At 65.4% G+C, this 25,091-nt stretch carries 9 protein-coding genes; 3 read left to right on the top strand and 6 right to left on the bottom strand.

Annotated elements, in window-relative coordinates:
• Positions 1 to 25: 25 nt before the first annotated feature.
• From FHR27_RS20555 to zwf, 5 genes are all read right to left on the bottom strand, one after another.
• Positions 26 to 1,201 carry an HlyD family efflux transporter periplasmic adaptor subunit gene (locus FHR27_RS20555; RefSeq protein WP_179539422.1) on the bottom strand — a complete coding sequence of 392 codons (1,176 nt, stop codon included), beginning with the start codon at positions 1,199 to 1,201 and terminating at the stop codon, positions 26 to 28.
• On the bottom strand, positions 1,188 to 3,350 hold the full coding sequence (locus FHR27_RS20550; protein WP_179539421.1) for a type I secretion system permease/ATPase: 2,163 nt from the start codon (positions 3,348 to 3,350) through the stop codon (positions 1,188 to 1,190). Before FHR27_RS20550 ends, FHR27_RS20555 begins: the two co-directional genes overlap by 14 nt.
• On the bottom strand, positions 3,340 to 4,590 hold the full coding sequence (locus FHR27_RS20545; RefSeq protein ID WP_257026960.1) for a TolC family protein: 1,251 nt from the start codon (positions 4,588 to 4,590) through the stop codon (positions 3,340 to 3,342). Before FHR27_RS20545 ends, FHR27_RS20550 begins: the two co-directional genes overlap by 11 nt.
• 20 nt (positions 4,591 to 4,610) lie before the next feature.
• Positions 4,611 to 16,688, bottom strand: coding sequence for an Ig-like domain-containing protein (locus FHR27_RS20540; RefSeq protein WP_179539419.1), 12,078 nt, complete (start codon positions 16,686 to 16,688; stop codon positions 4,611 to 4,613).
• Between the two features lie 501 nt (positions 16,689 to 17,189).
• Positions 17,190 to 18,635, bottom strand: coding sequence for a glucose-6-phosphate dehydrogenase (gene zwf, locus FHR27_RS20535; RefSeq protein ID WP_179539418.1), 1,446 nt, complete (start codon positions 18,633 to 18,635; stop codon positions 17,190 to 17,192).
• Positions 18,636 to 18,789: 154 nt separating this feature from the next.
• On the opposite strand from zwf, the gene hexR reads away from it, so the two are divergent.
• The 3 genes from hexR (at position 18,790) to FHR27_RS20520 (ending at position 22,219) form a co-directional block, all read left to right on the top strand.
• Positions 18,790 to 19,662, top strand: a complete 873-nt coding sequence (hexR, locus tag FHR27_RS20530) for a transcriptional regulator HexR (RefSeq protein WP_179539417.1) — start codon at positions 18,790 to 18,792, stop codon at positions 19,660 to 19,662.
• Between the two features lie 86 nt (positions 19,663 to 19,748).
• Entirely contained in the window at positions 19,749 to 19,937 is a 189-nt protein-coding gene (locus FHR27_RS20525; protein WP_042555851.1) for a PA3496 family putative envelope integrity protein, read from the top strand.
• 95 nt (positions 19,938 to 20,032) lie between these two features.
• A complete protein-coding gene (locus FHR27_RS20520) occupies positions 20,033 to 22,219 on the top strand; it encodes a patatin-like phospholipase family protein (RefSeq protein WP_042555852.1) in 2,187 nt (728 codons plus the stop codon).
• Positions 22,220 to 22,225: 6 nt separating this feature from the next.
• On the opposite strand, the gene FHR27_RS20515 is transcribed toward FHR27_RS20520, so the two are convergent.
• The gene (locus tag FHR27_RS20515; protein ID WP_042555853.1) at positions 22,226 to 24,940 is read right to left on the bottom strand and encodes a DEAD/DEAH box helicase; all 2,715 of its coding nucleotides are present in this window, start codon (positions 24,938 to 24,940) and stop codon (positions 22,226 to 22,228) included.
• Between the last annotated feature and the right edge of the window lie 151 nt (positions 24,941 to 25,091).

Genomic DNA, 25,091 nt, shown 5'->3' with positions numbered 1-25,091 from the left:
GCCTGCTGCGCCCTGTCGGGTTTCATTACAACTGCGCCTTCAGCAGCGGCCTGAGCAGGTAGTTGAGCACCGTGCGCTTGCCGCTGAGGATATCCACCTCGGCCACCATGCCCGGAATGATCGGCAGGATTTCGTCGCGCCGCTTGAGCTGGCTGCCGTCGGTCTTGATCAGCACCTCGTAGTAGAACTCCTTGCCCTGTGCCGTCTCCTCCTCGATGGTGTCGGCGCTGATCTGTTCCAGGGTGCCGGTCAGGTAACCGTAGATGCTGTAGTCATAGGCGGTGATCTTCACCTTGGTGGGCATGCCGGGCACCAGGAAGGCCACGTCGCGGGGTTTGATCCTCGCTTCGATCAGCAGCCGATCCTCCACCGGGATCACCTCCATGATCGGCTCGCCAGGCTGGATCACCCCGCCGCGGGTATTGATCAGCACGGTGTTCACCCGGCCGCGTACGGGTGAAAGGATTTCGGTGCGGCGCAACTGATCCTCGCGCTGCTGGACGATGGGCTCCAGGGCGCTGAGTTCGGCCTTCTTGCTTTGCCGCTCGGTGTAGGCATCCTGGAAGTAGCTGCTGCGCAGTTCGGTGAGTTTGCCGTTGAGCGTCGCGATCTCCTGGCTCAGCTTGAGTGCTTCCATCTGGCTCACGGCACGTTTGGCCACCAACGGCTCGACCAGGTCGAGTTGCTGTTGCGAGAGGCGGATCTGCCGGTTGATGGCACTGACACCATCCTGCAGTTTGTCGCGCCGCGACTTGAACAGCTCCTGCTCGGAGCGGGCCAGGGGGCTGGCGGGGTCGATGTCCTCGGGAAATGCGATGCGGTCCTTGCCGAGCACTTCGGCATCCAGGCGGGCGATGGTGGCGCGCATGGCCGCCGACTGGTTGGCCGATTCCTGGAACGAGGTACGAAAGCGCGTTTCGTCCAACCGCACCAGGGGTTGCCCGACCTCCACCAGATCGCCTTCGCCGACCAGCAGACGATCGAGAATGCCACCCTCCAGGCTCTGGATCTTCTGAATACGGGTGAACGGCACCACCCGGCCATCACCGCGCGTCACTTCATCGAGCTCGGCCCAGGCAGCCCACGCGATGGCCAGCAGTACGGTAGCCAGAATCGTCCACAGCAGGGGTCGGAACAGCGGGTGGGTGGCGCTGAGCAAGGGGTCTTCGAGCTGTCGGCGCAGCCGGTCATTGGACGGCATGATTGCCTCCTCGGCTTTCCGCTGGCGCGTTCACCACGTTGTCCTGCACCACCTGATCCAGCGCGCCATCCATGATCACCCGGCCCTGGCGCATCACCACGGCGCGCTCCACCAGCGAGAGCATGACCTTCTTGTGGGTAACCAGAATCAGGGTGCGCCCGCTGATCCACTGCTGCAGGTACTCGACCACCTGCCTTTCGCTGGTCTGGTCGAACGAGGACGTCGGTTCGTCGAGCAGTACGATGGGCGGATCCTGCACCAGCACGCGCACCAGCCCGACCGCCTGGCGCTGGCCGCCGGACAGGCTGGCATTGCCCTGAATGGGCATGTCCAGACCCAGCGGATGGCTGCGCACCCAGGCGCCCAGACCGACGCCGTCGAGTGCCTCGAACAGCTCCTCGTCGCTGACCGCGGCACCCTCCAGATTGAGGTTGTCGCGCAGCGTGCCGTAGAACAGGGCGATGTCCTGAGGCAGGTAACCGATATGCCGGCGGCGATCCGCTGGATCGATCTGGGTCAGGCTGATGTCGTCGACCATCACCCGCCCGGTGCTCGGGTCGAGAAGCCCGGCGAGCAGGCGCAACAGGGTGGATTTGCCGGCGCCGTTGCCGCCCAGCAGGGCGATCCGCTCACCGGCACGAATGCTCAAGGCGTTGACGTCGACAATGGGCGGCGCATCATCGTGGCTGAGGCGCAGCTGCTCGAGTCGATAATCACCTGCCAGGTTTTCCTTGCGTACGAAGCGCTGGCCGGCGGGGCGCTCCACCGGGCCGGTCATCAGTTGGTCGAGGCCTTCGAGGGCGACCTTGGTGTGCTGCCAGCGGCCGAGAATGCCGGCTATCTGCGACAGCGGCGCAATGGTCCGCGCGGAAAGAATCGAGCAGGCCACCAGCGCCCCCATGCTCAGGTAGCCATCGCTGATGCGGTACACGCCGAACACCACCACGCCGACGTAGCAGAGCTGCTGCACCGTGCTCACCCCGTAGCTGAGTGCCGAGGTCAGGCTTTGGGTCTTCATCGCGCTGCCGGCGAGCTGCGCCGTGAGGGTTTCCCACAGGTGCATGCAGCGGCCCTCGGCACGGCTGGCCTTGACCGTTTCCAGGTGCTCGATGGATTCGAGCAGGATGCCGTTCTTCACCGCCCCCTCGCGCAGATTCTGCCGTGACAGCCGCGCCAGACGCCCCTGGGCGAGCAGCCCGGGCAACACCATCAGCACCGCCGCGACCGCAGGCACCCAGACCACATGGCCACCGATCAGGGCGATGATCAGCAGGAAGATGAGCACGAAGGGCAGGTCGCTGATCACCGCCGCGCTCGACGAGGTGAAGAACTCGCGCACCGACTCGAACTCGCGGATCTGCGTGCTGAAGGCGCCGACCGAGGCGGGCTTGGCGCCCAGCCGGGTATTGAGCACCCGCTCGAACAGCAACGACGACAGCTGCAGGTCCAGGCGTTTGCCCAGGGTCGTCAGCAGGTGCGCGCGCAGCCCGCGCAACAGGCTTTCCAGGACGATGGCCAGGGCCACGCCACTGGCCAGTACCCACAGGGTGTCGAAGGCGGCGTTGGGCACCACGCGGTCATAGACCTGCATGGCGAACAGCGCAGCGGCAATGGCCAGCAGGTTGGCGATGAAGGCCGCCACGGCGACCTCGACATAGGAGCGGCGCAGGCGCTTGAGGGCCCCGTAGAACCAGTGCTCGCGAGTTGGGCTGGCGAACTCTTCGGCACGCCCATCGGGGCGGTAGCGGCATTTGGCGAACACCGCCATGCCGCTGTAGAGGCTTTGCAGGTCGGCGATGGCCAGACGCTGTACGCCGCCATCGCTGTGGGGCACGAGAATATCGGCCTGTTCGTCGTGTTGGCTGACCAGCACCACACAGCGTCCGTCTTCGAGCAGCAGCAAGGCGGGCAGCAGGTAATCGTCGATCCGCCTGAGCGGCTCCTCGGCGACCCGTGCGACGATATCCGCACGGCGCAGGGCCCGGGCGACCATGCGCAGGGGCAGGCGGCCCTGCTCCAGGGCGATGCCATCGGCCAGTTCGGCCCCCGTCAGCGGTCTGCCGAGCTGGCGGCAGAGCAGCACCAGGCCCTGACGCAGTGGGTCCTGATCGCCTCCCTTGCCGGCTGCTGCCAGGTTGTCAGGATCCATTCAGGCTGTTCTCCAACAGGGGGCCGAGCAGACCGATCTGCGCGGCGGCACGGTACTCGAGGCGCAAGCGTTCGACCTGCAGCACGATCAACTGGCGCTCGGCCTCGAAACGTTCACGTTGTACGGTAAGCAGGTCGATCACATCGCGGCGACCGACCTCGAACTGTTCACGGTAAAGACCGCCGACCTGTTCCGAATCCCTCACCTGCACGGCGAGGGCATGTTCGCGCCAGAGCAGGGAATCGCCGATATCGAACAGGCTCTGCAACTGGCGGCGGATGTCGCGCAGGATGGCGTCCTGGCCCCAGCTGGCCGACTCCAGGCGTTGCGCGGCGGCAGTGGGGCGCTGGAAGTTGGAAAGCCCCTGGAGGGTGTCCATGCGCAGGCGCAGGTTGACCATCGAATCGTTCTGCAGGCGCCCGCCAATTTCCCGGCGTGTCGCCGAAGCCTCCAGATTCAGCTGTGGCAGCAACGCTGCCTTGGTGCCTCTGAGCTCCGCCTCGGCCAGGCTGGTGTCTTCCATGGCACGCAGGTACAGCGGCGAGCTGCTGATGATGCGCGGCAGGTCGCGAGTCGCCAGGTAGCGCTGCATGGAGGGCGGCCGTGGTTCGGCCAGGCCCTCGGGGGGCGCTCCGGTGAGCAGCGCGAGCTGGTTGCCGGCATCGAGCAGGGCGCCTTTTTCCAGCGCCAGCTGCTCCTGGGCGCGGGAGATTTCCAGGCCGGCGCGATCCTGCTCGCTACGGTCCGAATAACCATCCGCACCGCGCGCCTCGGTCATTGCCCGGATGTCGTCGAGCAGACGAATATGGCGGCGTACGGCATCGATGCGGCGCTGCGCGACCAGCACGTCCAGGTACGTCTCGACGATATCCAGGGCAGCATCTTCGCGGGTGACTTCTGCGCTGGCCGAAAGCTGGCGCTGGGTCGCCTTGGCGGTATCCACCTGGCTGTCCACGCGGCCCCAGTCGTAAAGCATCTGCGAGACGGTGACGTCGTAGACCGCCTCGCCGATATCGAACTCCTGCGGGCCGCCGGACAGCGACAGCGACGGGTAGTAGCCACCCTTGGCGATCTTCACCTCGGTTTCCGCCCGTGCGGCCTCGGAGAGCGCCGCACGCACCTGCGGATGAATCGCCAGGCCGTTGCGTACCGCCTGGTCCAGTGGCATGGCCTGCACGGACACGGGCAGGCACAAGGCGATTGCAACGCGAATGACCCAGTCACGACGACGCGTATCCATACTGCGCAACGGCTTCCCTATCAACTGACCACGACCTGTACCGTATTCTCTTCCACCAGCAGCGTGGTGCTTCCGTAGGTATAGACGTCGTAGGTGATGCCGTCGATCTGCTGCGCCCCGGTTTTCAGCGCGCTGGCCGTGAGGTTGAGCACGTCATTGCTTTCGCCGGTGATCTGCAGGGTGTTTCTCGAATCGGTCATGGCGTCGACGGCGGCTGCGGTGAGGGTCAGCGTGCTGCCCGAATCACCGGTACCGAGATCGATGCGCTCGATGTTGCTGAAGGTGCCGATTCCCGCGGCCCCGTAGTTGATGTCGATCCCGCCATCGAAGACCACCGTGTCGAAACCGGTCCCGCCATCGACGTTGCCGAAGTTGGTGGCCTTGATCTGAATGGTGTCGTTGCCTGCGCCTGCGTCCACCCGGTCGCCGGAGCCGACATTGAGGATCAGGTCATTGCCGAGCCCGGCGAAGATCCGCTCGCCGGCGATGGTCGCGTTACCGGAGAGGATGTCGTCCGCTGCCGTGCCATCGACCCGCACGCTGCCGATGGTCAGGCCGAGCAGGCCCAGTGGGTCGAGGTCGACGGTGTACACGCCGCTGGTCTTGCCCGCGGAAGTGGCGGTGATGCGCAGCGCCAGATCGCCGCCGAGGTTGAGGATGTTGGTGAGCGACAGACCGAGCTGGCTGAGCACCGTGGGGCTGAGCAAGTTGAGCGAGAAATTGCCATTGGCGTCGGCAGCCAGCGGGGCGACGCCGATGTAGCCGACCGGGGTCAGCACTTCGACGGCCAGTGCGGCACCCGCCACGGTCTTGCCGCTGACGCCCAGCCGGGCAGCGGGAAGATTGAGCAGATTGAGATTGGCGTCCACGGCCAGGTTGCCCAGGGTGATGGGTTGCTGCTGCAGGCTGGTACCCAGGCCCAGGGTCGCGACGTTGCTCTGGTTGCCCGCCTGATCCCTGGCGGACACCGAAACCTGGGCGCTGAGCAGTTGGTCGTAGCTCAGGCCGATGTTCAGCCCGGTGAGCAGATTCACCGAGGCCAGGCCCGCGTTGTTGGCGGTGACCGTGGCGGTGGCCACCGTACCGCCCAGGTCGATACGGACCGTCAGTTCACTGTTCGGCTCACCGGAAATGGTCAGCAGGTTACCGACCAGACCGAGCACCGGAGAGGACGGCGCGATTGTATCGACGGTGAAGTTCGCCGCCTGGGAGTTGGCGCCATTGTTGACATGCGCCGTCACCGAAGCCGCCCCTTGGGGGAAGCTGCCAGCGGGTGGCACGACCGACACCACGGCGCTGCCTGCCAGAGCCTCGGCGGCGGTCACGGTATGGGCCTGATTGAACTGGTAACCACCCGTGCCGGTGTAGGTGACGGTGACCACGTCACCGGCGCGCACGCCGGTGGCCAGGCCAACGCGCACCTGGATGCCATCCGCCGCTTCGGCAGCATTGATGTAAGTATCGGCCGCCTCGGCAACGCTGATGGTCGGCGCTGACAGGTTGGGCGCGTTGGTGCCCGCCGATGCGCTGACGTTACCCGCCGCGTCGATGGCCGTCACGCCGATGGGCTGGCCGGCCACCAGTGCCGGGATCAGTATGGCGGCGAAGGTACCCGCTGCGGTGGCCGTCACCGTGATCGGATTGGCGACGTTGCCATTGACCACGATACGCACCTGGCTGCCGGCCTCGGCGTTGCCGGTGAGCAGCGTGCCGTCCGCGGTAACGAACAGGTTGCTTGGCGCGTTGGGTGCCTGGCTGTCGATGTTGGTGGTCGCTGCAGTGCTGGTATTGCCCGCTGCATCCCTCGCAACCACGGTCACCGTGGTGCCGTTGGCCAGCGGCGCTGCGGGTGTGAAGCTCCAGGCGCCGCCGGCATTGGCGGTGGTTTGACCGAGCGCGGCGCCGCCCGGGCCGGTGAGGATCACGGTACTGCCTGCTTCGGCAGTACCGGTCAGCAGGGTGCCCTTGCTGGGTTGAATGGTTGGCGCTACGGGTGCGACGCCATCGATGGTGGTGCTGATCGAGCCGCTGGTATTGCCAGCGGCGTCGCGGGCCACCGCCTTGACCACGGTGCCATTGCTCAGCGTACTACCCGGCGCGAAGCTCCAGTTGCCGCTGGCGTTGGTGAGCGCCGTGCCGATCGGTGCACCTCCTGCGCCAGTCAGTAGCACCGTGCTGCCGGCTTCCGCCGTGCCGCTGAGCAGGGCACCATTGCTCGGCTGAATGGTCGGCGCTACCGGTGCCACGGCATCGATGGTGGTACTGACCGAGCCGCTGTTGTTGCCGGCGGCATCTCTGGCTATCGCCGTTACCACCACGCCGTTGGCCAGCGCCGGGCTGGGCGAGAACGACCAGGCGCCGCTGCCATTGGCAGTGGTGGTGCCGATCTGCACGCCGCCCGGGCCGGTGAGAATGACCGTGCTGTTCACCTCTGCGCTACCGCTCAGCAGCGTGCCGTTGCTGGCCAGGATGGTCGGGGCCGCAGGCGCTACCGCATCGACGGTGACGCTGGCCGATGGGCTGGTGTTGTTGGCTGCATCCCGGGCGACCACGGTCACCTGGGTGCCATTGGCCAGCGGTGTACCGGGGTTGAGGCTCCAACTGCCGCTGGCAGTGGCGGTGGTGATACCGATTGGCACACCCCCGGGACCGGTGAGGATCACCGTACTGCCCGCTTCGGCCGTGCCGGTCAGCAGGGTGCCATTGCTGGCCTGGATGGTTGGCACCGCTGGCGGCACGCTGTCGATGACGATGATCGCCGGCGCGCTGACATTGTTGGTGGCATCGGTGGCGGTGACGCTGACCGAGGTGCCATTGGCGATGGCCGGTGAAACCGGCAGCACCCAGTTTCCGGTGATCGGATCGGCGATGGTCTGGCCGAGTTGCTGGCCGCCGACACTGACGGTGATGGTGCTGCCCGGTTCAGCGCTACCGCTGAGCAGGCTGCCGTTGCTGGGCTCGACGACGGGCAGGTCCGGTCCGGAGTCGTCCACCGTCACGCTAGCCGAGCCACTCGTGTTACCTGCGGCGTCTACGGCGATCGCGGTGACCAGCGTGTTGTCCGGCAGCGCCAGGGGCGGGGTGAAATGCCAGTTGCCGTTGGCATCGGCGATGACCTGGGCGATCTGTACGCCCCCTACGCTCAACCGCACCGTGCTGCCCGCCTCTGCGGTACCACTCAGATCGACACCATTGCTGGCGGCGATGAAGGGCGTCTGAGGCGCGATGGCGTCGACACTGGTGCTGGCCGAGGCGCTGAGGTTGCCTGCCGCATCCCGCGACACAACGGTTACCAGGGTGCCGTGGCCCAGTGCCGTGCCCGGCGTCAGGCTCCAGGCGCCATTGGCATCGGCGGTGAGCGTCGCGAGGGGGCTGCCATTGGCGGTGGTGAGGATGACGGTACTGCCAGCCTCTGCGGTACCCCGCAGCAAGACGCCATTGGTGGCGTCGATGGTTGGTGCAACAGGTGCCACGGCGTCGATGCTGACGCTGGCGGACGCTCCCGTGTTGCCTGCCGCATCCCGGGCGCTGACGCTGATCTGGGCGCCGTGCTGCAGCGGCGTTTGTGGGCTGAAGCTCCAGGCCCCGCCTGGCCCCGCGATGGTCTGACCGATGACCACCCCACCAGGGCCGGTGAGGATCACGGTACTGCCGGCCTCGGCAGTACCGGTCAGCGACACGCCATTGCTCGGTTGCACGGTCGGCACGACGGGCGCCACGGTATCGATCACCAGGCTCGCGGATGGCCCGGTGTTGCCCGCCGCATCGCGCGCCACCACGGTGACCTGGGTGGTGTTGGTGAGTGCCACGGGGGGGATGAACGACCAGTTGCCCGCAGCGTCGACCTGCGCCTGACCAATGGCGACGCCGCCAGCGCCGGTGATGATCACCGTACTGCCGGCCTCTGCCGTCCCGCTCAGGATGACGCCGTTGCTGGCACCGATGGTTGGCGCTCCGGGTGCCTGTGCATCGACCGTCGCAGTGGCGGCGGTGCTGACGTTGCCTGCCACGTCGGTGGCCGTGGCACTGATCTGCGTGGCATTGCTCAGCGCCGTGCCCGGGGTCAGTGACCAGTTGCCGTTGGCGTCCGCCAGAGCGGTACCGATGCTGTTGCCGGCCACCCGTACGGTCACCGTGCTACCGGCTTCGGCGCTGCCGCTGATGACCAGACCATTGCTTGGACTGATCAGAGGCGCGGAGGGCGCGATGCTGTCGATCAGCGTGCTGGCTGGGGCGCTCTGGTTGCCCAGTGCGTCGCGGGCCACCACAGTGACCAACGTGCCGTTGGCCAGCGCCGAGGCGGGCGTGAAGCTCCAGTTGCCACTGGCATTGGCCGTGGTGGTGCCGATTGCGGCGCCGCCCGGGCCGGTGATGATCACCGTGCTGTTGGCTTCGGCAGTACCGCTCAGCAGCACGCCATTGCTCGGATTCACGGTGGGGTGATCCGGCACCTGCGAGTCGATGACCGTGCTCGCCGATGGGCTGGTATTGCCCGCCGCATCCCGGGACACCACGCTGACCTGAGTGCCGTTCGGCACCGCCGTCGTGGGTGTGAAACTCCAGGTGCCGCCCGCGTTCGCCGAGGTCTGGCCGATGATGCTGCCGCCCGGGCCGGTGATGATCACCGTGCTGCCGGCTTCCGCGGTGCCACTGAGCTCGATGCCGTTGCTGGGCGAAATGGTGGGTGCAACCGGGGCGACACTGTCGATGGTGGTGCTGACTGCGGCGCTGGTATTGCCCACGGCATCCCGGGCGACTGCGCTGATCAGCGCGCCATTGGGCAGTGCAGGCGAGGGCGTGAGTGTCCAGGTTCCATCGGCCGTTGCGGTGGCCTGGCCGATGATGCGCCCGTTGGCATCCGTGACCACCACCGTGCTGCCTGCTTCGGCGCTACCGCCAAGCTGCGTGCCATTGCTGGCATCGATCGTCGGTGTGGCCGGTGCCAGCGCATCGATGATGGTGGCTGCCTGACCGCTGGTATTGCCGGCGGCATCGCGAGCCACCGCCGTGACCACGGTGCCGTTGGCCAATGCACTGCCCGGCGTGAACGCCCAGTTGCCGTTGGCGTCGGCAATGACCTGGCCGATGGCGACGCCACCCGAGCCAGTGAGAATCACCGTGGCTCCCGCTTCGGCGGTGCCACTCAGCTGCGTGCCGTTGCTGGCGCCGATGGTGGGGGGATTGGGCGCGACCGCGTCGATGGTGCTGGTGATCGCCCCGCTGGTATTGCCGGCGGCGTCCCGGGCGACCACGGTCACCACTGTGCCGTTGGCGATTGCCGTGGGCGGCGTGAATGTCCAGTTGCCCTGGGCGTCGGCAACGACCTGGCCGATGACGGCACCAGCGGCACCGGTGATGATGACCGTGCTGCCAGCCTCGGCGCTGCCACTGAACGTAATGCCATTGCTCGATTGCAGGGTTGGGACGCCGGGTGCCACGGCATCCACGGCCGTGCTGGCCGGGGCGCTGATGTTGCCGGCGACGTCACGGGCCACCACCGTGACCACGCTGGCATTGGCCAGCGCCGGGGAAGGGCTCAGGGACCAGTTGCCATTCGCATCGGCGGTGGTCTGGCCGATCACCCGACCGTTGGCATCGGTGACAATCAGGCTGATACCGGCCTGCGCGGTACCCGAGAGCAGGGTTCCATTGCTCGGATCGAGGGTAGGCGCATCGGGGGCGACGTTGTCGATGGTGGTGCTGGCCGAAGCGCTGGTGTTGCCAGCGGCGTCGCGGGCTACGGCGGTCACCAGGGTGCCGTTGCTCAGCGCCGCGCCCGGCGTGAATGTCCAGTTTCCATTCGCATCGGCGATGACCTGGCCAATGCCGATACCGCCACTGCCGCTGAGGATCACGGTACTGCCGGCTTCGGCGGTGCCGCTGAGCAGGCTGCCATTGCTCGGGTCGATCGTCGGCGCTGCCGGGGCGATGCTATCGATGATGCTCGTGGCAGGCGCGCTGTCGTTCACGCCATCGTTGGCGACTGCGGTGACCACGGCGCCGTTGGGCAGCGCCGCGGGGGGAGTGAAGCTCCATTCACCTTGAGCGTTCACGCTGGCCTGGCCGATGGAGGTGCCATCGGCAGCGGTGAGTATTACCGTGGTGCCCAGTGGGGCCGTTCCGCTCAGTTGCAGGCCGTTACTCGGATCGATGGTAGGCCGTGCTGGCAGGTCGGCTTCCACGCTGATCGTTGCAGGACCGCTCTGGTTGCCTGCCGCATCGGTGGCGATGACCGAAACCGAGGTGTTGTCGGGCAGTGGCGTGCCCAGCGGGATCGTCCAGTTGCCATTGGCGTCGACCGTCGCTTGCAGATTGAGATCCGCCGGGCTGGTTACGGTGATCGTGGTGCCGGGTTCGCCCGTACCGCTCAGTTCCAGCCCGTTGCTTGGATACAGATCAGGAGCATCGGGCGCCAGGTTGTCGATGGTGGTGGATGCTGCCGGACCGGTATTGCCGGCTGCATCGCGAGCGCTCACGGTGATGGTGATGCCATTACCCAGCGCAGGATTCAGTGCATAGGACCAGTTGCCGCCTTGGTCTACGGGTATTTCAATCGCGGCAGCCCCTCCGATGCCGAGCAGCAGCGTGCTGCCCGGCTCGGCGGTGCCGCTGAGGGTGGTCCTGCCGTCGCTGGGAGAAATCGTCGGTGCGCCCGGCGCGATGGCATCGACGGTGACGGTTGCCGATGGGCTGGTGTTACCGCTGGCATCACGGGCGACCACGGTGACTGGCGTGCCATCGAGAAGCGGATTGGCCGGGCTGAACGTCCAGCCGCCGTCGACGTCCGCGGTGGCCTGGCCGATGAGCACACCGCCGGGGCCGGTGATGATGACGATGCTGCCGGCTTCGGCGATACCACTGAAGCTACTGCCATTGCTGGCGTCGATGCTGGGTTGCAGGGGCGCATTGGTATCGATGGTGACGATGGCGGAGGGCTGGCTGATGTTGCCTGCTGCATCGGTCGCCGTGACCTGAATCTGGTTTCCGTCGATCAGGGTGTTGGGCGGTGTGGGCGAGAACGACCAGTTGCCTTGGGCATCGGCCACCACGCTGCCGATTTCGGTCTGCTGGCCGTTGACCAGCAGCTTGATGCTGACCGTGCTGCCGGCTTCGGCAGTGCCGCTCAGCAACGTGCTGGTACCCACCACGATCACCGGTGAACCGGGTGCCGCGGCATCGATCTCGATGGTTGCTACAGGGCTGAAATTGCCGGAAGCATCGCGAGCCACCGCGCGAACGGGGGTCAGGTCTGCCAGCGGGGCGCTCAGGGGATAGGTCCAGACGCCGTTCGAGTCGACACCGACTTCAATCGCTGGCGCGGTGCCGATGGTGAGCAACAGTGTGGTTCCGGGTTCGGCAGTACCGCTGAGCAGGGTCTTGCCATCGCTCGGGGCCAGGGTGGGTGTTGCCGGGACGACCGCATCGACGATCACGGCAGCAGGAGCGCTGGTGTTGCCGGCACTGTCACGGGCGACCACGGTGACCTGAGTGCCGTCGAGCAACGGGTTGGTTGGCGTGAATGCCCAAGTATTGTTGCCGTCTGCGATGGTCTGGCCGATGACGACGCCACCCGGCCCGGTGATGAGGACGGTACTGCCCGCTTCAGCGCTACCGCTGAGGAAGCTGCCGTTGCTGGGTTGAATCACCGGGGTGGCGGGGGTCAGAGCATCGATTGTGACACCCACCGAGGCGCTCTGGTTGCCGGTGGCATCCCGCGCGACGATGCTGATCGCGGTGCCATCGGGCAATGCAGCGGGCGGCGTGAAGCTCCAGGTGCCGTCAGCGGCGACCAGGGTCTGACCGATGACGGCGCCGCCGACGCTGATGATCAGAAGGGTCCCCGCTTCGCCGGTGCCGCTGAGCAGTGTGCCGTTGCTGGGCCCCACGCTCGGTGCGTTCGGTGCCTGGCTGTCGATGGTGACGCTGCTGGCCGCACTGGTGTTGCCGGCGGCATCGCGGGCGACCACGCTGACCTGGGTGCCATTGCCGATTGCGCCGGTGGGTATGAAGGTCCAGTTGCCATTGGCGTCTGCAGTGACCTGGCCGATGCTGGCGCCGCCAGCTCCGGTGAGGATCACGGTACTTCCCGGCTCGGCGCTGCCGCTGATTTCACTGCCATTGCTCAGGGCGACGGTGGGGGCTGCGGGGGCGACGCTATCGATCGTCAGCGACGCGGCCGGGCTGGCGTTGCCGCTGGCGTCCGTGGCGATGACCCGGATCTGCGCGGCGTTGGGTATCGGCGTGGCGAGGGGGATGCTCCAGGTGCCATTTGCGCCCACCACCGTTTCGGCTATCAGGTTGCCGGCCAGATCCCTGATGGTCAGGGTGCTGCCTGGCTCTGCGCTACCGCTCAGTACACGGCCATTGCTTGGATCGAGAAGCGGAGCGGCGGGTGCGCTCGCATCGATGATCACGCTTGCCGATGGACTGGTATTGCCGGCCGCATCGCGCGCGACCACGCTGATCTGCGCGTTGTCGGCCAACGCGGGGGACGGCGCCAGAGTCCAGTTGCCATTCGCATCGGCGGTGGCTCGACCAATGACCCGACCATTGGCGTCGCTGACGATCAGCGTACTGCCTGCTTCCGCGGTTCCGCTCAACAGGGTGCCGCTGCTGGGCAACAGGGTGGGCGTCTGCGGGGCGACGCCATCGGTGGTGGTCGTGGCTGCTGCGCTCTGGTTACCGGCGGCATCACGAGCGACAACGCTCACCAGCGTGCCGTTGGCCAGTGCCGTACCCGGTTGGAATGTCCACACGCCCTGATCATTGGCAGTGGCCTGGCCGATGCTGGTGCCACCCGGGCCGGTCAGAATCAGCGTGCTACCGGCTTCGGCGGTTCCGGTCAGCAGGCTGCCGTCGCTTGGCTGGATGGTCGGCGTGGCCGGCGCGATGCTGTCGATCACGGTGATCGCCGGTGCGCTGCTCACGCCATTGGCGTTGACCGTAGCGCTGACGCTGGTGCCGTTGGCCAGTGGCGCGGCCGGGCTGAAGTTCCAGACCCCGTTCGCATCGGCGCTGGTCTGGCCGATGGCGACACCGCCTGCGCCAGTCAGCACCACGGTCGCCCCGGCCGTTGCGGTACCGCTGAGCGCGCTGCCGTTGCTGGGGGCGATGGTTGGGCGTGCCGGCAGCGCGATATCGATGATGGTTCCGCCAGCGGTGCTCTGATTGCCCGCCGCATCGGTGGCGGTCACTGCCACCGATGCGCCATTGGGCAATGGGCTGGTCGGGGTGACCGTCCAGTTGCCATTGGCATCGGTTGTCGCCGTCTGCTCGGGGTTGCCTGGGGTGGTGACGGTCACGGTGCTGCCCGGCTCGGCGGTGCCGCTCAGAATGTCGCCGTTGCTGGGGTGCACCACGGGCGCTGCCGGAGGCTGGCTGTCGACACTGCCACTGACCGGTGTACTGCTATTGCCGCTGGGGTCCTGTGCCACCACCGTGACCGGGGTGCCATTGGCAATGGGTTGGCCTGGCAGGTAAGTCCAGTTTCCATCGTTGCCCACGCTCACCTGCACGGCGGGCTCGTTGCCGATGGTGATGATGACCGTACTGCCGGGTTCGGCGGTGCCACTCAGTGCGTTGCCTCGCGAAGGTGCGAGCGTGGGCGCTTGTGGCGCTTCTGCGTCCACCACGCCGGTGGCCGGTACGCTGACGTTGCCGGCCTGGTCACGGGCGCTCACGCTGATCGGGGTGTCATGGCCGAGGGGTTGGGTTGGCGTGATGCTCCAGTTGCCGTTGGCGTCGGCGATGGTTGCTCCGATGATCACCCCGCCCGGGCCGCTGACGGTCACCGTGCTGCCGGCTTCGGCGGAGCCGCTGATAGTGATGCCATCGGTTGCATCGAGCGTCGGAATGGTCGGCGGATCGCGGTCGATGACCACGGTGGCTGGAAGGCTGGTATTGCCGACGGCGTCACGCGCCGTCACCTCGATGCTGGTCCCGTCGCTCAGTGGCGTGGTGGGGATGAAACTCCAGTTACCGTCCGCATCGGCAGAGGTCTGCCCGATCAGTTGGCCATTGCTGTAGATCAGGATGATCTTTGCGCCGGCTTCGGCCGTCCCCGTCAGCACTTCGCCGTTGCTGGGCTGCACCACGGGCGCTTGGGGCGGCGCGGCATCGACGGCGATGGTGGTGCTGGCGCTGTCGCCCTGGGCGTTCTGGGCGATGGCGTTGATCACCGAGCCATTGGCCAGAGGCACCGCTGGCGTGATCGACCAGGCGCCGCTGCCATTGGCTGTGGTCTGGCCGATAAGGCCGCCATTGGCGTCTCTGACGATGATGATGCTGCCGGCATCAGCGGTGCCGGCAATGACCGTACCGTTGCTCGCGGTGATGACCGGGGCATTGGGCAGTGCGTCGTCGACGGTCACCGAGTCGGCAGGGCCGGTATTGCCTGCGGCATCGCGTGCCGCAGCGCTGACCAGGATGCCATTGGCGACAGGTGGGCTGGCGGTGAAGCTCCAGTTGCCGTTGGCGTCTACCAGGGTCTGGCCAATCACGGCGCCAGCGGCGCTCAGTATCAGGGTGCTGCCGGCCTCGGCCGTGCCGCTGAAAACCACGCCGTTGCTGTTGCCGATCTGTGGCGCCAGCGGCGGGCTGGCATCGATGGTCAGGGCGGTGGGCGGGCTGCTGTTGCCAGCCCGGTCGGTTGCGACCACGCTGACTAGCGTTCCATCGGCCAGCGCCACAGCCGGGCTGTAGTACCAGAGCCCACTGGCGTCGGTGGTGACCGTTACCGCTGGGTTGCTGCCGATGGTCAGGGTGATGGTGCTGTTGGCTTCCGCCGTGCCGCTCAGCAAGGTGCCATTGCTGACCTCTACGGTGGGCGCGTCGGGAGGGCTCCGATCGATCACGATACGGATGATCGGTGAGCGAATGCCCTGCACGTTGATCACCGACATGTCGACTAGGGCACCGTCCGCCCAGGGGACGTTCGGAGTGAACGTCCAGTTGCCATTGGCATCGGCAGTGGTCTGGCCGAGCAACGAGCCATCTGGGTTGGTGAACTCCACTGTCGCGTCCGGCGGCGCGGTGCCTGTCAGTTGAGCACCATTGCTTGGCTCGACCGTCGGGGCTTCAGGTGCCAGCACGTTCGGCGCGGCGATGGTCGCCGTCTGGCCCTGATTGCCCGCGCCATCGATGACCCATACCGCGATGGTCTCGCCAGCTACCAGCGGTGGGTTCAGGGTGAACGTGAAGCGCCCGTCGGGCCCGGCGATGGCGAAGCTGTCGGCGATGCCGTCACCATTCAGATCGATCTCGACGCGCGCGCCAGGCTCGGCGAGCCCAGTCAGCACATCCCCTTCGGCAGACACCTGCAACTGGCTGGCCGGGTCCGGTGCGCTGATGTCGGGTGCGGCCACCTGCGCTGCGGGGCTGGTAGCGCCCGCCGCATTGACCACCACCACGCTGACCGCCTCGCCGTTGGTCAGCGGCGGTACGAACGACACCACGAAGCGCCCGTCGTTATCCACCGTGGCGGTGTAGTCGACGTTGCCATCGCCGTTCACATCCACTCGCACGGTCGTGCCAGCTTCGGCGCTGCCGGTCAGCAGGCGGCCGTCCGCACTGACCTGCAGGCTGCTCGCAGCGGATGGGGCGACCGGGGTTGCGCCGCCGTTGTCGTTGTTGCTGTCTCTGCTGCTGATCTCATCGGCCACCACCACACCACCGGCGATCGCCACGCCACCGATGAGCGCAGCGGTGCCCAGACCCAGGGCGCCGCCGGTGGTTGCCGCCGCGGACGTCAGCGAGGTGAATCCGGACAGGGTGGTTTCCGATGCATAGGACGCGGCGAGGATGCCGTCGGAGGCGGCTTGCGAGAGGTCTACCGCGATCAGTTGCTCTTCCTCACCCACCAGGAACAGCTGGCTTGGCTGTTCGACGGGTGAATAGAAATTACTGATCCGCAGTACTTCCCCATCCTGCATCTGCACGACCAGATCCATGCCTTCACGGCTGTAACTGGCGACGGATTCCGGAGCGATATTCAGTGCGACGTTGCTGCTCTGACTTAGCGGTAACGTGTTGCTGACAGTGCGCTCGGTTGCTTGAGCGACTTGCTGGTCAATAGGGGCGACCTTAGCCTGTACAGCCATGAAGATTTCTCCCAATCCTTAACTTTCGACTTCCATCGAATTCCTGACTTCACTTCGGGAGTAACCCGTACTTCAGTTGCACCAGATAAGACGACCGCTACTTAAACCTAGCGGTCGAATCGCAAGCATGTAGAGAGAAGTGATACTTTTTTGGAATAGTGTTCCGGTATTTTTAGGCCCTAAAGCTATTTAATACCAACGGATTAATGCCAGATTTTTATAATGAAAATCCCAAGTATATGTTTTGGTTGTTTATTTTTTAAATTTCTATTGGCGAAATTTTTAGTCGAGAAATGAATATGCAGTTTTCTTTTGAAAAAGAGTCATTTCTGAACTATGCCGCTGCAACAGCGGCATTTATATAAGGTTCAATTGTTTTGATCGGGGATGGACTGAGACGGCGCAATATAATGGCCAATGGCTTACAGGCAGTATCGGTATTCGGAGTTACAACTTTGCTTACCAACGGTTAATGAATGATCGATAACTGGCCGTTCTCGATCATTCGATCCATTCGCGGCCATGCCGCTCCAGCAAGTGCTGCAATTGTTCTGGCCCGTTACTGCCGGCAGGATAAGGGCGTGGGCTCTGATAATGCTGATTCCAGCCCTTGATGATCGGATCGATCCATTGCCAGGCGGCTTCCACTTCGTCACGGCGCATGAACAGCGTCGAATCACCTTCGATGACATCCAGCAACAGGCGCTCGTACGCATCCCAGCGTCGTTGTTTGTTGAAGGCATCGGCCAGGTTGAGGTCCAGCTCGACCGGTTTCAGGTGCATGCCCTTGCCGGGGTTCTTGGCCATCAGCTGCAGGCTGATGCGTTCCTCGGGCTGCAGGCGGATCAGCAACTGGTTGGCTTCGCCATTACCGAACAACTGGTGGGGGACCGGCTTGAACTGGATGAGGATTTCCGACGTCTTGCGCGCCAGCCGCTTGCCGGTGCGCAGGTAGAAGGGCACGCCTGCCCAGCGCCAGTTGTTGATCTCGGCCTGCACGGCGACGAAGGTTTCGGTGTCGCTGTCGTTGTCGACGTTCTTCTCGAAGTAATAGGCAGGCACTTCCTGGCCGCCGATCCTGCCGGCGGCGTACTGGCCGCGTACGGTCTTGTCGCGCACGTCGAGGCCGGTGATGGGCTTCAATGCTTCGAGAATCTTCACCTTCTCGTTGCGCACCGACTCGGCGTCGAAGCGCACCGGGGCTTCCATGGCCACCAGGCAAAGCAGCTGCAGCAGATGGTTCTGCACCATGTCGCGCATCGCCCCGGCCTGGTCGTAATAGGCGCCGCGGTTTTCCACGCCCAGGGTCTCGCAGACGCTGATCTGCACGTGGTCGATGTGCCCGGCGCGCCACACGGGCTCGAACAGGGCGTTGGCGAAGCGCAGCGCCATCAGGTTCTGCACGGTTTCCTTGCCCAGGTAGTGGTCGATGCGAAACACCTGGGGTTCGTCGAAAACCGCCCCGATTCCCGTGTTGATCTCCAGGGCCGATTGCAGTGAATGGCCGATGGGCTTTTCCAGCACGATGCGTGCGCGGGGGCCGGCCAGGCCTGCAACCTTGAGGTGCGAGGCGATGTCTTCGAACAGATTGGGCGCGGTGGCCAGGTAGTAGACCCTCACCCGTTCCCGATCATTGCCCAGGTACTTGGCCAGGCGGCCGAAGTCGGCGCTTTGCGAGGCGTCCATGACGAAGTAGTCGAGACGCTCGGCGAACGCTTGCCAGGTTTGCTCATCGAAGTCGGCGCGTGCCACCTGTACGCGGCAGTGGCGCTCGGCGAGGGCCTGGTAGGCCGCGCGCGCGTGATTGCTGCGGGCCAGGGCGAGAATACGGGTGTCGCGATGCAGGCGACCGTCGCGATGCAGGTAATAAAGCGCAGGCAGCAGTTTGTGCAGGGCCAGATCGCCAGTGCCGCCGAAAACCAGCATGTCACAGGAATTGCTCAGCATGGGAACTCCGAATCGGTTTGTCCGTGCGAGGGCGTCAGCCTTGTAGTATAACTACAAGCACACTACACCCCCGGCGCATCTCGATCATAACCGAGTCGTGACACCTCTAAAGTCCAGCCGGCGTCTTCATCACTTTTCAGTCGAGTCTCTGCCAGTGAATTTGTTGCAGCACATTGCCCAGTCACGCCACCTCCTGCGCAAGTCGGAACTCAAGGTGGCCGATCATGTGCTACTCGATCCTGCGGCGGTGATGCACAGTTCCATGGCGGAGCTGGCGCATTCCGTGGGCATCAGCGAACCAACCATCGTGCGCTTCTGCCGCGCCATCGGCTGCAGCGGTTTTCAGGATCTCAAGCTCAAGCTGGCGCAGAGCCTGGCGGCTGGTGCGAGTTTCGGTCAGTTCGCCATCCATGAAGACGATTCGGTCGCCGACTTCAGCATGAAGATCTTCGACACCACGCTGCATACCCTGATCGAGGTGCGCGAGAAGCTCGATCCGGTGGCACTGGAGAAGGCCATCGGGCTGTGCTCCCAGGCGCAGCGCATCGAGTTCTACGGTTTTGGCGCGTCCGGTGCCGTGGCGGCCGATGCCCAGCATAAGTTCTTCCGCCTGTTGCTCAATGCGGCGGCGTACTCCGACCCGCATATGCAGGCGATGTCGGCGATTACCCTCAAGCCGTCGGATGTCGCGGTGTGCATCTCCCAGTCCGGGCGCTCCAAGGATCTGCTGACCACTGCCAACGTGGTGCGTGAAGCCGGTGCCTCGCTGATCGCCCTGTGCCCGGGGCAGACGCCGCTGGCTGATCTGGCTACCGTGAACCTGGCCATCGATGTGCAGGAAGACACCGAGATCTACACGCCGCTGGCCTCGCGCATCGCCCATCTGGTGGTGATCGACGTGCTCGCCATGGGCGTGGCCATGGCCCGCGGTCCGAGCCTGGTCAACCACCTCAAGAGCGTCAAGCGCAGCCTGCGCAGTCTGCGGCTGTCGGCGAAGTCGATAAAGAATCACGAAGAAGGCGCCTGAGTTCACCTCAGCGTCACCGCATTGCCCTCAAACTGTCATGGCACTGGCTGAATCTGGTCTCCCGTTATTCAACCTGGAGACCTGCCATGGCTCGCCATGTGGATGAAGCGCAACAGCATGAACAGAGTGTGGTGAAAGCCCGGCGCAAGCTGCTCGACGAGCAGCGCATGCGCTACCGCCGCGCCATCGAGGCGTATGGCGAGAACCGTCGGCTGCAGTCCGAGATCGCCAGTTTCCACGACCCGTTCTCCGGTGAATCGCACCGCTTGCACTGAGTGAGCTGAACAGCCGCGTCGTGTGCCGCACATCTTGTTGATCAGGCTCCTATAATGGCGCCCTTGTCCTGATCGCCCACCGCCAGGGATGTGCCATGCGTCGTCGTCTGCTCGTTCTGCTGCTCCTGTTCTTCCCGCTGTTCGCCGTCGCGCAAAGTGCGCAGCCCAAGGTCGGCCTGGTGCTGTCCGGTGGTGCCGCGCGCGGGCTGGCCCATATCGGTGTGCTCAAGGCGCTGGAAGAGCAGGGCGTGCAGATCGATGCCATCGCCGGCACCAGCATGGGCGCGGTGATCGGTGGGTTGTACGCGTCGGGCTACAGCATCGCCGAGCTGGAAGACGTGGCGCTGAACATGGATTGGCGGCAGGTGCTGTCCGACGATCCGCCGCGCACCGATATGCCCTTCCGCCGCAAGCAGGACGACCGCGACTTTCTCATCAAGCAGCGTCTCAGCTTCCGTGACGACGGCAGCCTGGGCCTGCCGCTGGGCGTCATCCAGGGCCAGAACCTGGCGCTGCTGCTCGAGCGCCTGCTGGTGCGCAGCAGCGACGTGCGCGACTTTGATCGCCTGCCCATTCCCTTTCGTGCCGTGGCCACCGACATCGCCAACGACCAGAAGGTGGTCTTTCGCAGCGGTCACCTGCCCCAGGTGATCCGCGCCAGCATGTCGATCCCGGCGGTCTTCGCGCCGGTCGAGCTGGACGGTCGCCTGCTGGTCGACGGCGGCATGGTCGACAACATTCCCGTGGACGTGGCCCGCGACATGGGCGTGGATCGGGTCATCGTGGTGGACATCGGCACCCCGCTGAAGCCGCGTAAAGAGCTGCTCACCGTGGTCGACGTGCTCAACCAGTCGATCACCATGATGACCCGGCGCAATTCCGAAGAGCAGTTGGCGACGCTGCAGGCCACCGACGTTCTGGTGCAGCCGAACATGGCGCCCTTCGGGGTGACCGATTTCGGCCGCGGCGAGGAACTGATCGAAGCCGGCTACCAGGCTGCAAAGGCGTTGCAGCCACGCCTGACACCGCTGGTGCGACGCAGTGGCGGCAACCCGGCCCTTACGCTGGCGCGCAGTGCCGAGCGGCGCACCCCGGTGATCAACGCGATCCAGGTGGATAACGATTCCAAGGTCGGCGACGAGGTGATCCGCAACTACATCCGCCAGCCCCTCGGCGAGCCTCTGGACATGGCCGGGCTGCAGCGTGACATGGGCACGCTGTACGGTCTCGATTACTTCGAGCGGGTGCAGTACCGGGTGGTCAGCCACGAGGGAGAAAACACCCTGGTGATCGATGCGCGGGAGAAACGCACTGGCACCGATTACCTGCGCCTGGGCCTGAATCTCTCCGACGACTTCAATGGCGACAGCGTCTTCAATCTGGGCGCCAGCTTCCGCAAGAACGGCATCAACCGGCTGGGTGCCGAATGGCTGACCCGGGTGCAACTGGGCGATCGCCAGGAGCTTTACAGCGAGTTCTACCAACCGCTGGACGTCGGTTCGCGCTGGTTCGTGGCGCCCAACCTGTATGCCGAAGCGTGGAACGTCGACGCCGTGCTCGACAATGACCCGATCGCCGAATACCGGGTGCAACGCTACGGCTACGGGCTCAATGTGGGCCGGCAGATCGCCAACAACGGCGAGATCCGTTTCGGTATCGGCCAGGCCTGGGGGGAAGCGGAGGTACGTATCGGCGAGCGCGATCAGCCGGAGTTCAGCTTCACCGAGGGCTACTACGAAATGCAGTACTCCTTCGACACCCTCGACAACGTCGACTTCCCCCACGACGGCGAAGAGATCGGCCTGCACCTGCGCCAGTACGATGCCAGCCTCGGTGCCGACGACCGCTATCGGCAATGGGAGTTGAAACTGGACAAGGCCTTCAGCCAGGGGCCACATAGCCTGCTGCTTGGTGGCCGCTACGGGCGCACGCTGGACGACGCCGAGGTGGTCACCTCGAGCTTTCAGCTGGGCGGCGCCCAGCAGTTGTCCGGTTTCCGTCAGGATGCCCTGGCGGGGCAGAACATCAGCCTGGCACGGGCGGTGTACTACCGGCGCATGACGCCGCGCTCGTTCCTGCCGCTGGACTTCCCGATCTACCTCGGTGCCTCCCTGGAGCGCGGCCGGGTGTGGAACAACGACAATGCCTTCGACAGCGGCTACATCAATGCGGCAAGCGTTTTCCTCGGCTACGAAACGCCGCTGGGGCCGCTCAACTTCAGCTACGGGCTGAATGACCAGAACGAAAAGGCGCTGTACCTGAATCTGGGCAGCAGCTTCTGATTCCGCCTAGAGGCGCTGCAACAGCGCCTGCAGGGCCAGCTCCGGTTCCTGGCGCCACAGGCCATAGCTCAGTGGCACGATTTCCAGGCCTGCGCGCGCCAGCACACGGTAGCGCTCGAGCTCGAGGAAGCCCTCGCCTTCGCCCGGAAAGCCGATCAGGTCGATGGCCAGGCACTTGTCGCCGCGCTGGCAGAATACGTCGAGAAGCAGGCCGGCCAGGGGATAACGCGTCCAGGTGGAGACGCCCTGCGCCTGCAGCGCCGTGCACAGGGCGCGTTGGAAGTCGTCCTGGTCGGGCTGGCCATGCGGCGCCACCGCCTGATCGGCCAGGCTTTCCAGATAGCGGCGCAGCAGGTGTTCGCTCGGTAACTGACGCTCGTCGCCGCTGAACAGCAGCACCTGGCGCTCCCGGGCACGGGTGATGGCGACGTTGAACATGTCCTGGCGGTTCAGATAGGCCGCGGCCTGGCTGGAGCTGGCATCGATGGCGAAGCTGATGATCATCAGGTCGCGTTCCTCGCCCTGAAAACCGTAGGGCGTATCCACCAGCAGGCGAAAGTCGCGCAGGCGCTGCAGGTCGAGGCCGGCGATACCCTGACGGATCGCCTCGACCTGATCGCGAAACGGCGACAGTACGCCAATCGCCGGTTTGACCGGGCTGTCGGCGTAGCGGCTCATGTGTTCGTCGATCAGTTGCAGCACGCGCTGCACTTCCTGTTCGTTGACGCCGTTGTGCCCGCGTTCGCCAGGCAGGCGCTGCAGTTGCAGACTGTCGCAGTGGCTCAGCCCCGGGCGCTCCTTCATCACCCGCAGGCGGCTGTCGTAGAAGCGCTGGTTGCTGAACCGGATCAGTGCCGGGCGACTGCGGAAGTGCTCGTCGAGAAAGGTCAGCGCGGCCTGCTCGGGGAGGTGCAGGCCAACCAGATCCAGCACACTGTTGTCGCGGTAGCTCCAGCGCTCGCGCTGGTCGACCGGCAACCCGCAGCGCTGCAGCAGTTGCGTTTCACGATTGCGCGAGAGGAACGACAGGTGCCGCAACTGCCTGGCGTCCCCGGTGATCACCGCTCGACGGCAGCGCTGGAAGGCCGGCAGCGCCGAGGCGATATCGCACTGGGTGGCTTCGTCCATGACCATCACGTCGAACAGGCCGGCCTTCAGGGGCAGCAGGCGGTGCAATTCATCCAGCGTCACCACCCAGATAGGGAAGGCAGCCAGCAGCCGCTGTGGATCGATGTCCTCGAACAGCGCCAGCTGGCGTTGCGACTGGCGTGCGCGAATCGCCTGGTTGTACTGCACGAACAACTGCCGATCGGTTGCCAGCAGACGCTGCAGGCGCGAGGTGCGGCGGGTATTGAGGTAATCGCGGCTGAGGCGCTCGCGGCGCTGCTGACATTCGCGCAGTTCATCGAGCAGTAGCCAGGGCCGTACGCTGTCACGCACGCGCCGACGCACCCAGGGCAACAGCAGGTGGCGACGCCAGAACCCCAGGGCGCCGCGATCGGCACGCAGAATCAGCCGGCTCCAGCGCAGCGCCTGGTCACCACGCTTGCCGAGCGCCGCTGCCAGACGGCGTTCTTCGTCGATCAGGCGCCGCAGCGCCTGCTCCTGTTGGCGTTCCGCATCCTGATCGATTGGCGTCAGTTCGCCCTGCAAAAGGCTGCTCAGACGCTCGCGCAGGTTTTGCTGAAGGCTGCGGCCATCGCCCTCGAGTACCGCATCACGCAGGCCGAAGTCTTCACGCAGCTTCTGCCCGATGACCCGCACCGCCTGCTCGCTGCGACTGACCAGCAATACCGTTTCACCGTGCAGATAACGATCCAGGGCCAGTGCAGCCAGGGTGTAACTCTTGCCGGTTCCGGGTGGGCCGGATACCTGGCTCAGCGGATAGCGAGCCGCGTTGGCCAGGGCCTGGCTCTGTGCGTTGCTGAGCTGGGCCGGCAATGCGTAAGGGCTGCTGGCGCCCTGGCTTGCGCTGGGCACCGGTGCCCCGAGCAGTTGGCGCAATGGCGCAGACCAGTCCTTGCCCTCCTGCAATTGCTGCAACTCGTGGACGATGCCACGGCTGCCGCTGCCCCGCGGGACCAGCGCGACCATGGCCGCCGAGCGCAGTGACAGGCTGCGACGACGCAGCGCCTTGTCCACCGCCTGCTGGTCCTCCAGGGCTGGAAAGCCACTGGCGGCGAGCACATCGGCAACCCGGGTGCGGCGGCTGATCCAGCCGAGCAGATCGCCGAGCCCGTGAGCATCGAGTGGTGCATCGGCCAGTGGCAGGTCATCGAGCGAGCCGCTGTCGTCGTCGGCCAGCAGCTGGCGCAGCAGCCGCCAGTTCGCCAGAGGCTGCGCGGTATCGATGGCCAGCAGGTGCGCATCGCCTTCGCTGCCGTTGCTCAGGTTGGCCTCGTAGTACACCAGCGGAGCGCAGAACGCGGTGGCCGGCCCTGTGCCCGTGCTCAGCCGACCGCATACCGGCAGTACGCCGTAGATCAGTTGCAGCTCGCGCTGATAAAGCTGCTGCTGACGCTCCAGCTCGGCGCCGATACCCGGCGGCAGTGCCAGCAGCGGCAGGGCGCCGCTGGCCAGCTCTTCGCGGCCGTCCAGCCAGGCACGGCGCTCGGCGGGCAGAGCGACCAGATTGTCGAGGTTCAGGTCACGGCTGTCGGCCAGGTAGGCGCTGCGATAGAAGGTCAGCAGTTGGGCGATCCGTACGTCGTGTTCCTGCATCGTGTTTCCGTCGCGGCCGGTATGGTCAGGCGGCGACTCTACAGCCGTGGCCGCGCTGGTGTCACCGATGCGCATGCAGGCGCTGTAACTCGCGGTTATGTAAATTCGGCAAGCGATAGGGATATTGCCGGAGAAATCCGTTAAAACGTTT

It is taken from the genome of Pseudomonas flavescens (assembly GCF_013408425.1).
GTDB classification, from domain to species: Bacteria; Pseudomonadota; Gammaproteobacteria; order Pseudomonadales; family Pseudomonadaceae; genus Aquipseudomonas; species Aquipseudomonas fulva_A.
This window is presented reverse-complemented; position numbering and strand designations above follow the sequence as displayed.

Excerpts from the sequence above, each read along its gene's own strand:
- FHR27_RS20555 (WP_179539422.1), bottom strand. The coding sequence starts at position 1,201 with ATGCCGTCCAATGACCGGCTGCGCCGACAGCTCGAAGACCCCTTGCTC.
- FHR27_RS20550 (WP_179539421.1), bottom strand. The coding sequence starts at position 3,350 with ATGGATCCTGACAACCTGGCAGCAGCCGGCAAGGGAGGCGATCAGGAC.
- FHR27_RS20545 (WP_257026960.1), bottom strand. The coding sequence starts at position 4,590 with ATGGATACGCGTCGTCGTGACTGGGTCATTCGCGTTGCAATCGCCTTG.
- FHR27_RS20540 (WP_179539419.1), bottom strand. The coding sequence starts at position 16,688 with ATGGCTGTACAGGCTAAGGTCGCCCCTATTGACCAGCAAGTCGCTCAA.
- zwf (WP_179539418.1), bottom strand. The coding sequence starts at position 18,635 with ATGCTGAGCAATTCCTGTGACATGCTGGTTTTCGGCGGCACTGGCGAT.
- FHR27_RS20525 (WP_042555851.1), top strand. The coding sequence starts at position 19,749 with ATGGCTCGCCATGTGGATGAAGCGCAACAGCATGAACAGAGTGTGGTG.
- FHR27_RS20520 (WP_042555852.1), top strand. The coding sequence starts at position 20,033 with ATGCGTCGTCGTCTGCTCGTTCTGCTGCTCCTGTTCTTCCCGCTGTTC.
- FHR27_RS20515 (WP_042555853.1), bottom strand. The coding sequence starts at position 24,940 with ATGCAGGAACACGACGTACGGATCGCCCAACTGCTGACCTTCTATCGC.